Source organism: Timonella senegalensis JC301, from assembly GCF_000312125.1.
Lineage (GTDB): Bacteria > Actinomycetota > Actinomycetes > Actinomycetales > Cellulomonadaceae > Timonella > Timonella senegalensis.
This window is the reverse complement of the sequence record NZ_HE978641.1, coordinates 1,049,566-1,059,241: the sequence shown is the minus strand read 5'-3', so window position 1 is coordinate 1,059,241 and position 9,676 is coordinate 1,049,566. Positions and strand designations below refer to the sequence as shown.

Annotated in this window: 12 protein-coding genes; 4 read left to right on the top strand and 8 right to left on the bottom strand. The window is 62.0% G+C overall.

The annotated features are described in order from the left end of the window. Positions 1-153 precede the first annotated feature (153 nt). The 3 genes from HGSM_RS04535 to purS all read right to left on the bottom strand — a co-directional run bounded on the left by HGSM_RS04535 (position 154) and on the right by purS (position 1,877). Positions 154-624, bottom strand: coding sequence for a GNAT family N-acetyltransferase (locus HGSM_RS04535; RefSeq protein WP_019147559.1), 471 nt, complete (start codon positions 622-624; stop codon positions 154-156). Positions 625-903: 279 nt separating this feature from the next. Next, on the bottom strand, positions 904-1,617 hold the full coding sequence (gene purQ, locus HGSM_RS04530) for a phosphoribosylformylglycinamidine synthase subunit PurQ (protein ID WP_019147558.1): 714 nt from the start codon (positions 1,615-1,617) through the stop codon (positions 904-906). Further along, on the bottom strand, positions 1,617-1,877 hold the full coding sequence (purS, locus tag HGSM_RS04525) for a phosphoribosylformylglycinamidine synthase subunit PurS (RefSeq protein ID WP_019147557.1): 261 nt from the start codon (positions 1,875-1,877) through the stop codon (positions 1,617-1,619). Before purS ends, purQ begins: the two co-directional genes overlap by 1 nt. A gap of 205 nt (positions 1,878-2,082) precedes the next feature. On the opposite strand from purS, the gene HGSM_RS04520 reads away from it, so the two are divergent. The 3 genes from HGSM_RS04520 (at position 2,083) to HGSM_RS04510 (ending at position 3,675) form a co-directional block, all read left to right on the top strand. Continuing rightward, the gene (locus HGSM_RS04520) at positions 2,083-2,427 is read left to right on the top strand and encodes a PadR family transcriptional regulator (protein WP_019147556.1); all 345 of its coding nucleotides are present in this window, start codon (positions 2,083-2,085) and stop codon (positions 2,425-2,427) included. Between the two features lie 3 nt (positions 2,428-2,430). After that, a complete protein-coding gene (locus tag HGSM_RS04515) occupies positions 2,431-2,946 on the top strand; it encodes an HAAS signaling domain-containing protein (RefSeq protein ID WP_019147555.1) in 516 nt (171 codons plus the stop codon). Positions 2,947-3,111: 165 nt separating this feature from the next. Beyond that, positions 3,112-3,675, top strand: a complete 564-nt coding sequence (locus tag HGSM_RS04510; protein WP_019147554.1) for an HAAS signaling domain-containing protein — start codon at positions 3,112-3,114, stop codon at positions 3,673-3,675. A 186-nt stretch (positions 3,676-3,861) separates the two neighbouring features. On the opposite strand, the gene HGSM_RS04505 is transcribed toward HGSM_RS04510, so the two are convergent. Further along, positions 3,862-4,596 carry a DUF981 family protein gene (locus HGSM_RS04505; protein WP_019147553.1) on the bottom strand — a complete coding sequence of 245 codons (735 nt, stop codon included), beginning with the start codon at positions 4,594-4,596 and terminating at the stop codon, positions 3,862-3,864. 225 nt (positions 4,597-4,821) lie between these two features. Here HGSM_RS04505 and HGSM_RS04500 point away from each other — a divergent pair, with 225 nt between their 5' ends. Next, positions 4,822-5,421: a TetR/AcrR family transcriptional regulator gene (locus HGSM_RS04500; RefSeq protein WP_154646233.1), complete on the top strand. Its 600-nt coding sequence runs from the start codon at positions 4,822-4,824 to the stop codon at positions 5,419-5,421. Here the strand turns inward: HGSM_RS04500 and HGSM_RS04495 are convergent. The 4 genes from HGSM_RS04495 to HGSM_RS04480 form a co-directional block, all read right to left on the bottom strand. Next, positions 5,418-6,557 carry a siderophore-interacting protein gene (locus HGSM_RS04495; protein ID WP_019147551.1) on the bottom strand — a complete coding sequence of 380 codons (1,140 nt, stop codon included), beginning with the start codon at positions 6,555-6,557 and terminating at the stop codon, positions 5,418-5,420. The two genes, HGSM_RS04500 and HGSM_RS04495, sit on opposite strands and share 4 nt — an antisense overlap. Before the next feature lie 102 nt (positions 6,558-6,659). Further along, complete coding sequence (locus HGSM_RS04490) at positions 6,660-7,607, bottom strand: phosphoribosylaminoimidazolesuccinocarboxamide synthase (RefSeq protein WP_019147550.1); 948 nt, start codon at positions 7,605-7,607, stop codon at positions 6,660-6,662. Positions 7,608-7,741: 134 nt separating this feature from the next. Beyond that, positions 7,742-9,028 (bottom strand): phosphoribosylamine--glycine ligase, encoded by a 1,287-nt coding sequence (purD, locus tag HGSM_RS04485; RefSeq protein WP_019147549.1) that lies wholly within the window; start codon positions 9,026-9,028, stop codon positions 7,742-7,744. Positions 9,029-9,140: 112 nt separating this feature from the next. Further along, positions 9,141-9,653, bottom strand: coding sequence for a MarR family winged helix-turn-helix transcriptional regulator (locus HGSM_RS04480; protein WP_019147548.1), 513 nt, complete (start codon positions 9,651-9,653; stop codon positions 9,141-9,143). Between the last annotated feature and the right edge of the window lie 23 nt (positions 9,654-9,676).

The following is a 9,676-nucleotide window of genomic DNA, read 5'->3' as shown; positions in this document are numbered from 1 at the left end:
GTGACCACATGAATTCCGGCAGCCCATTTGAGTAATTCAAGCGGGCTGCGCCGCGGAAAGAATGACCTCGCGATTGCACGAGTAGATCAGAGGCAACAGCACCACCCGCGTCCATCAACTCCCGCGGGCTTGAACCACCGCTCTAGCTAATCGTCAGCCCAGCGGAAGCTTGAAGAACAGCGACGTCTCGAACTGAGCATTGAATCCGTAGGCTTCCATCTCTTGGTAGCCACGCTTCCGGTATCCAGCGACAGCTTCAGGTTGCTCAACCCCCGATACCAACACAATCTGCTGGAAGCCGCGGCTGCGAGCGATCGTCTCTACCTCGTCGAGAAGCAGATAGGAGTAGCCATTCCCGCGGAAGGCGGGGCGGACAAACACCTTGCGCATCTCCACGGTCAAGTCAGGTCCAAAGACATCCTCAACGCCGGTCTGGTCAACAAGCGCGACGCAGCCGACTGGCTCGCCATCGTCCGTGGTCAACTTGAGCATCGACACAAGGCCAGCTGGCTCCGACTCATCCAGTGTGGGCTCGAACCCGTAGCGCGCGCCCAAGTCAGCGGCCTGCTCGTTACGAAGCTGGGCAACCTCCGGGTCATTCCACTGCACGTCCTGAATCTTCATTGCTCTCCTCTTAAGTCCACCGGCGTTCGCCTGAATAATCTTACGAACCTGGCGCAGCCAGCAGAACACCCGCGGACAGTGACATGACTCAACCACCTCGCTGCCAACAGCCACCGCACCAACTACAAGCCCAACTACAAGCCCACTTACAACGCAGGGCGCCTCCCCATCCGGGGAGGCGCCCTGCAAAAGAACCACGGGTCAAGAACCACGCGTCAAGACTGCGTGGAAGTACCGCGCATCAAGACCACGCGTTAAGACTGTGCGAAAACTCTAGGCTTAGGCGTTCACGAGGCTCGACAGAACCGAGGTGAAGAAGCCGAGTCCATCGATACCACCGCGAAGGTCGGTTCCGTTGTCCACGCCAAAGCCTGCCTCAACGGCGTGCTCAGGGTGAGGCATGAGGCCTACTACGTTGCCGCGCTCGTTGGTGATGCCGGCGATGTTGCGCCGCGAACCGTTTGGGTTCCAGCCCTGGTAGCGGAATGCCACGCGGCCTTCGCCCTCGAGTTCATCAAGGGTGCGCTCGTCAGCAACGTACTGGCCGTCCTGGTTCTTGAGCGGAATGATGATCTCCTGGCCCTGCGTGTAATCGCCGGTCCATGCGGTTGCGGTGTTCTCCACAACGAGGGTCTGCTCGCGGCAGATGAAAGAACGGTGGTCGTTCTTGATCATCGAGCCAGGAAGCAGGTGAGCCTCGGTCAGGACCTGGAAGCCGTTGCAGATGCCAAGGACTGGCATTCCACCAGCGGCAGCGTCCACGACCTTCTCCATGACTGGAGCGAAGCGGGAGATTGCACCAGCTCGCAGGTAGTCGCCGTAGGAGAATCCACCGGGGAGAACCACTGCGTCTACACCGTGCAGGTCTGCGTCTGCGTGCCACAGTGACACTGCCTCGGCACCTGCGAGTCGAACTGCGCGGGCCGCGTCGCGGTCATCGAGCGTTCCAGGGAACGTGATGACACCGATGCGTGCCGAAGCGATTGGCGACATCAAGCAACCTCTCCCGATGCGTCCTTCACCGAGACGACATCCTCAATGACAGGGTTGGACAGCACGGTTTCGGCGGCCTTACGCGCGTTCTCGAGGACCTCGGGCGTGACCTCGCCCTCCACCTCGAGCTCAAAGCGCTTGCCTTGGCGTACAGAAACGAAACCATTAAATCCCAGGCGTGGCAGGGCGCCGGCTACGGCCTTTCCCTGCGGGTCGAGGATCTCTGGCTTTGGCATTACGTCGACGACTACGCGTCCCACGGGCACTCCTGATGTAACGAGGAAATCCTTTGTGAAAAAGGGGTTGCACGGCAAGTCTACTTGGGAATGGCTTGCTAGCGGCGGCTAGTCCCGCCTACGGACACACGTTAAGCGTTCGCCGTGACCGGGATCTCCCGGGCTCGCAACGAAAACTACCCACTATCTTGTATTGCAACCAAGCGCCCTGGGCGGTACCGTGTTTTGCATGATAGACCACTACGAACTCAGCCCTCAGCTCCGCAAGGGATTGCTCGATGGCTGCGTTCTGGCAGTTCTACGCACCAAAGGCGAGGCGTACGGCCTCGAGATCTCGTCCGCACTGCGGGAGAACGGCCCGCTCATTGGCGGGGAGGGCACGCTCTACCCCCTGCTCTCGCGGCTGCGCCGCGACGGACTCGTGGAAACCAGGTGGGAACCCTCCGCCTCCGGCCCCGCCCGCCGCTACTACTTCCTTACCGCCGCGGGCACCGCCGCCCTCGACAAATTCACCGCGGACTGGGCCTTCCTTAAGACCGCGATCGACCCGCTGCTCAACTCACCGAAAGACTGATCTGTGAACACACACCCCATGGTCTCTGCCTACTTGGACTCCGTGCGCCTCCACCTCGGCGGCAGCAGCGGTGATCGCGGCCTTGTGTTGGAGGAGGTCACCGCCCACATCGCCGAGCGCCTCGAGGCCTTCCCCGAGTCCGACCGCACCCCGGATGCCATCATGCGAATCCTCTCCGACATCGGATCCCCCGAAGAGATCGCCGCGTCATTCCGCGCAAACAATCCCACTCAGCTAGGAGTACTGGAACGCCCCGATGCCGCGCAGCCCACTCCTCTACTTGCGTACGTTTCCCTTGTTTGCGGCGTTTTCGCCGTCGCTCTAGTTCTTCTGCCGTTCACCCGCACCTTTGCGATCCTGCCCTCCTTTGCTGGCTTTATTACAGGGTTCGACGCGATGCGCAAAGTCGCTCCCGGATACAACTGGACCGCTCGGGTCGGCGTAGTACTCAGCCTCACGGTTCTTGCGATGGGCTTGCTCTCCCTCGTTTTGACCGCTCTCGGCTCGGTCATGTACTGACCGCGCACTTTCTTGGGTCGCGCCTTCGTTTGAAACTGATTTTCGACGATCGTGCCCCAACTCCCCGCCCCACGTTGAGAACCAGCCACATCCGGTGCGCTCAACAGCTCGCCCCCGACACTCGCACCAACTGATCCCAGACCACACTCTCCCCAAGGACACACCATGAACGCTCAGCCACATCCACTGGTCCAGCAGTACCTCGACGCGATTGACCGCCGACTCACGGCGCCACCCGCCGAGCGGGCAACGATTCTGGAGGACATCTCCAGCCACATTCATGAGCGCTTGTACGAAGGCGGAACGACCGCTTCGGATAACGCCGTTCGCACTGTGCTCAACGAGCTAGGTTCGCCCGAAGCTGTTGCAGCGGAGTGGGCAGACCAGCGTCCGAGGCCCGCGGGCGGAATGTCCGCAAGCCCTGCCGTCTCCACGGAGTCTCGTTCGAACCTCCCCAAGATTGCCCTCGGGTTCGGGATTCTCGCCGTGGTGGGCATTATCTTTCCGCCCATCGCGATCATTGCGGGAGTGGTAGCGCTCATTACCGGAATCATCGCGCTGCGTGGATCCACCACCGATTCGGACCGTAACCTCTCCTGGACGGCGATCCTATGCGGCGGTGTGGTCGCGAGCCTCACGGCCGTTGCGCTGATCGGCCTTACTGCGTTCACCACGAACTTCAACGAGGACTCTGGAACTTCAGTCGGCATGGTCACTCAACAGCGCTAATCCAAACAGCGCTCATCCAAACAGGGCTGATCCACACGGCACCGCCCGGCAACCAACACACCGCGCCGCTGCTTCATCCCAGGCTCCCCAACAAAAAACGAGACCCGCACTAGCCAGCGTGATGCTGGAAGGTGCGGGTCTCGTCGAAAATCAGTGGTGGCCCAGAATGGGCCATATCCATTGATCTCACATGGTGTTGACGATCAGACCAATGTGGGTGAAGAAATTCATCGCGCCGAAGAGCGCGAAGATGACACCAGTGATGGCCCAGGACCAGCCCATGACCTTAACGATCTTTGCGTCGAAATCACCGGAGCGGAACTTGCCCAGCACGAACGGGAACAGGACCGCGCCAACGCCAACGAGGGCGAACAAGAGCGACATGAACGTGGCTTCGACCATTGGGTAGTCGGCGAACCAACCGGAAATTGGCTCCTCAGCGGGCGCCGCGAACAGCTGGTAAGTGATTCCAGCGGCGGCGATCCCGAAGAGAGCCAGACCTAGGGTGCCCACAAACCAAGAGATTGGCTGCGCTACACGGCCAAACTTTTTCAGTGGGTTTGCGGCAGCGAACTGCTCACCGCGGCGCCACAGGTAGAAGGACGCGAACAGCAGGAGCGCGCCGAAGCCGATGCTGGTCTCACCGAAAACGATGTTGTCGAATGGGAACCCGCCGGCAGCGAGCGGCCACGTGAGTGACATGTGCATTCCCATGGGGAACAGGATGATTCCAAGGACACCAAAGGCGATGGACCAGCCGTCAGTGTTGATGTCGGAAGACGAGTCCTTGGCGTTTGCAAGGAGTTCCTTGCCAAAGAGGACCAGCGCGAGAAGACCCGCACCGGCAGCGATCGACATGATCGTGTTGTATGTGGGCATGATCGACCAGTCGATCTTGAGCCCTTCTGCTACTACAGTCATTTTTCCCTCTGTCTGTATGTATGTACGGGCCGCGGCGCCCGTTGGGGGGGTGATGCGTGGAAATTCGGGACTTGCGCGCGCCCCGAATCCCACACATCCGATAAAACCATACACGGGTATGGATTATTCCGTGAAGACTCCAGTAGTGTTTTCATACGCTCTGCACGCTGAGACAGGAACGAATCTCCTCAGCAATGCGCTAGGGCACATGACTAAGGAGCGCACTTGAAACAGCAACGCAGCCGGGACAAAAAGGAAGTCATGGCCCAGGCGGCAGCACGTCTCCTCATTGAGGAGGGGCCCGCAGCCATCACCCACCGCAACGTCGCGGACCACGCAGGGCTGGCGCCGGGCTCCGGAAACTACTACTTCCCCTCCAAAGCTGAGCTCTACCGCACCGCGGTCAGTCGCGCTGAGGACTACCGTGCCGAGCAAGCAATGCTCCTGGCACAGCAGGTCCAACCCGCAGCCGACCCTAAGGAACTCGCGCTCGCGCTACTCAACGTGCTCTACGCGCCAAAACTCAAGCCCAACGTGGTGGGCATCAGGCTCATCCCGATGCTCGACGCCCACAAAGACCCAGAGTTGCAGTCGATCATGCGCGCCCACGCGCCGCTTCTTCGAAGCGCCGTCCAACAGGCAGTGTTCGCTGGAGCAGGACAGAAAATTGACGACGATTGTGCTGAGCTCGTGAGCATGTCACTTTCATCTGCGCTTCTATATGGGCAGGCCATCGGCGCAGAGGATCCCATTGATTACGCGGCCGACAGAATTGGCGCCCTACTGGGGCATCTCGGCCTGACGTCAGCTCTAAGGCGCGCCTAGGAGAGTTCTGCGCGCCCCTGGCGCCAGTAACCCATGAACGCCACGGAACGTCGGTCCATGCCAAGGGTGGTTACCAAGTGGCGGCGCAGCCCCTTGACCACACCGGCCTCACCTGCGATCCAGGCGTAGCATCCGGCTGCAGTGGCGTCCTCGCCTTGAGGCTGGACATCCCACAGAATCTCGGACTCGATGTCCACGTCTTCAAGTTCGGCACGTAACCCCGCCAGAACTCCGGCAGCGCCAGCTGTTCCGGCGGCCCGAGTCAGGCACGAGGCACCGGAGCACATCAGCCCACACTCGTGCACCAGGCGGCTTGTGACGGTGGACCGAACCGCTGCGTCGAGGTGCTCGCCGTGTGGCGCCTCTCCGCGGGTGAGCCACGTGACCTTCACCTGGGGGTGGTTTTCGAACTCGCAAGGCAGACGGTCCTCATCACAGGGGACCTCGATGAACGCGCGAATGTCCATGGGGTTACGGCCCGCAAGCAGACCCTCGCGGGCGGCAAAGTCAATGATCGAGCAGATCGCGGGTGCGGCAGTTTCATCGCCGGCGAGGATGATTCGCTTGGCAGAGGCGGGCGGCTTCCATTCAATACCGCCGTCGCGGCCACCACCGCGGACGCTCGGTCCGACCAGAACAGCCTCATCACCAACGCGTGCGTTTAGCGCCCAGCGCGAAGCGGGGCCGTCACCTGCGCCGTCGCCGTCGCCGTGCAAGACAAAATCGACTGCGATCTCGTCCGCGCCGTGGGAGGTTTCATGTGCGCGGTTGAAGGCCCTGCCTGTGTAAGTGCGCATAGGCGCCTTGTCCTCGGCTGGCATCTCACGCCACTTGCCCCACCAGTCGGCGTCGTTCAGCAGGTGTAGAGGAAGCTTTCCTGACGGCGATGGAGTCAGCACCTTGACGCGCTGGTCTCGGCCGCCGTGCGCCCAATCGCTCAGGCCATCGCCTACAAAGGCGATCCGGCGGAAGTTTGGGCTGAGCTGCTCAATGCGAGCCACTCGGACGTGGAAGAAGTGGAAGGGAGCAACAATGAGAGGCTCAACCTCGGCCACCATGCGAGAGTTCGCGGACACATCAACCTGGGCATCCATGGCCTCGGCTGCCTCGTTGATGTGCTGGGTCGCGCTACTCACCCACCCAGTTTAGGCACGCCTTACCTAATTTGAGAATGGGACCATGACGTAATTCCGCCCTGTGTGATGCGCGACACGAATCACACAGGGCGGGAAGTGGCGCTACAGCGAGATGTCGTTGCCGGTCAGGCGAGTGTACGCCTCCACGTAACGCTTTTGCGTGGCCTCGATAACCTCGGCGGGAAGCGCGGGGGGCTCCGCACCAGAGTCCTTGTCCCAGCCAGATTCCGGCGATGCCAGCCAATCGCGGATGTACTGCTTGTCAAAGCTTGCCTGTGCGCCGCCCGGCTTCCACAGTTCCAGATCCCAGAACCGCGACGAGTCCGGAGTCAGAACCTCGTCACCCAGCAGGATCGCGCCAGTCGCAGGGTCCGAGCCGAACTCAAACTTAGTGTCCGCCAGGATGACGCCGCGCTCGCGCGCGATCTCCTCAGCACGCCCATACACGCCGAGCGTCAGACCCATGAGGTTCTCCGCGGCGGCCCAGCCCAAACGCTCAGCCACCTGCTCAAACGTAATGTTCTCATCGTGCTCGCCCACCTCTGCCTTGGCGGCCGGCGTGAAGATTGGGGCCTCGAGCCGCGAGCCATCAACCAGCCCGCCAGGAAGCTCCACACCACACACCGTCCCGTCGGCCTTGTACTCCACCAGACCCGAACCGGTCAGGTATCCGCGCACCACACACTCAATGGGGAACATGTCGAGACGCTTGCAGATCATCGCGCGGCCATCGACCTCGGCGGGGATGAGCCCGTCGGCAGCGCCCACGGAGACCTCGGTCGAGACAACGTGGTTACCCACAATGTCCGAGAACTGGTCAAACCACCACAGGCTGAGCTGCGTGAGCACCTTTCCCTTGCCCGGAATGCCTGGGCTCAGCACAAAATCGAACGCACTCACACGATCCGACGCCACCACGAGCACCACGTCACCCAGCGGGTGCGGCCCGCCGAGCGCCTCGGTGTCGGGGGTGTACAGATCACGCACCTTGCCCGAGTAGGTGTGCTTCCAGCCCGGCAAATCTGCCGTGCTTACGTCCAGTCCGGACATCGGTTACTCCTCTTGATTTACGACGATTCTGCGTGCGTCATGCGGATCCCTCACCCAAGCAGCAGGTGAGGTAAGAAGCGCCGGGGGCGGCGGTTATGCCGCCGCCCCCGGCGGAAAACCTAGGCGTTCGCCGGCTAGATCTCGCCGTGCGCAGCCTTCAGTGCAATGTCAGTTCGGTGGTGCGAGCCGCGAAGTCCGATTGCGTCGACGCCCTGGTAAACAAGGTCGCGCGTTGTGGAAAGGTCGTCCCCCAGCGCAACCACGGACAAGACGCGGCCGCCGCTGGAAACGAGTGAATCGTCGATAATCTTGGTGCCGGCGTGCAGGACGTGCACGTTCGGGATGGCGTTGGCGTCCGCGATTCCGGTGATCGGGTCACCGGTTACCGGGGTGTCCGGGTACTTCTCGGAGGCCACGACCACGGTCACCGCGGTCTGCGGGTGCCACTCGAGCTCAGGGAACTGGGCGAGCTCGCCGTTCGCGGCGGCAAGCAGGAGTGCAGACAGCGGTGTCTTAAGGCGCGCGAGCACAACCTGGGTCTCCGGGTCACCAAAACGGGCGTTGAACTCGACCACGCGCGTGCCCTTGGAGGTCAGCGCGAGACCAACATAGAGAATGCCGGCAAAAGGGGTGCCGCGGCGAGCCATCTCGTCAATGGTTGGCTGCGCAACGGTGTCGATGACCTCCTGCACGAGGCCCTCAGGAGCCCACGGCAGCGGCGAATAGGCGCCCATGCCACCGGTGTTTGGGCCCTCGTCATTGTTGAGCGCACGCTTAAAGTCCTGGGCGGGGGCGAGTGGGCGTACGTCCTTGCCGTCCGAGACAACGAACAGGGAAACTTCGGGGCCGTCGAGGTACTCCTCGATGACAACCTGACCGCCCTCGCCACGGTTCTCAAAGCATTCGCGCGCGTGAGCCAGCGCCTCGTCGCGGTCATTCGTGACCACGACACCCTTGCCGGCCGCGAGACCATCGTCCTTGACCACGTAGGGAGCGCCAAAATCGTCGAATGCCTCGTTCACCTGGTCAAGGGTGGTGCACACGTACGGCTTAGCGGTAGGAACATTGGCTGCTTCCATGACGTCCTTGGCAAACGCCTTGGAGCCCTCGAGGCGAGCGCCCTGCGCGGACGGGCCGAAGGTGGGGAAGCCCGCGGCGCGCGTGGCGTCAGCAACGCCCGCAACCAACGGAGCTTCCGGGCCGATCATGATGAGATCTGCGGCCAGCTCCTGCGCTAGAGCAACAACAGCGTCGGGGCTGTTGGCGTCGATCGCATGGAGAGTCGCCTCCTCGCCGATGCCCGGGTTACCGGGGGCGGCGTGAATCTCGTGGGCGGGGGTGCCCTGCGCGGTCATCTCAGAGTGAAGTGAGTGGACAATTGCGTGCTCGCGGGCACCGGAACCGAGTACGAGGATTTTCACAAGGCGATTCTACCGTGGGAGAACTGCGCGGGTTTGGCGGGGACTTTCTGCGAGACGGAGGAGCTTCGGTCTGCTGGTTCTCGCTCCCGACGCAACGCAACCGCGGCGAGTTCTACTCGCCCGGAGGTTCGTTGGCGGCCTCAACCGCCGCGAGCCACCGTCCGAGGATTCCTTCGAGTGCTTCTCGGTCTGCAGGGTCTAGGTCGGTGAGGAGTCGGGCCTCGTTCTCCATGTGCTCGGTATAGGCCGCATCAATCACAGACTTACCCTTGGCGGTCAGAGTCACGAGGCGCTTGCGTGCGTCATCGCTGCTCACGCTGCGCTCGACAAGGCCTGAGGCTTCAAGGCGGTCCAACTGCTTGGAAATTCCACCAGAGGTGACCATGGTCTGGCGGCCCAGGTCCGTGGGGAGCATTGTGAACGGGGCGCCCCTGCGCCGCAGCGTGGCAAGGATGTCGAACTCTCCCTCGCCCAAACCGTGCTCCCTATACACCGCGAGTATCTCGCGGCGCAGGTAGTTTCCGAGCCTGTGGACTCGGCCAACGACCCCAACGGGTGAGGAGTCGATGTCGGGCCGCTCGACCCTCCACTGCTCCTGAATGTGACTGACTTTATCCTTGCTCACCTAGACAGGATACCGACCCGGGC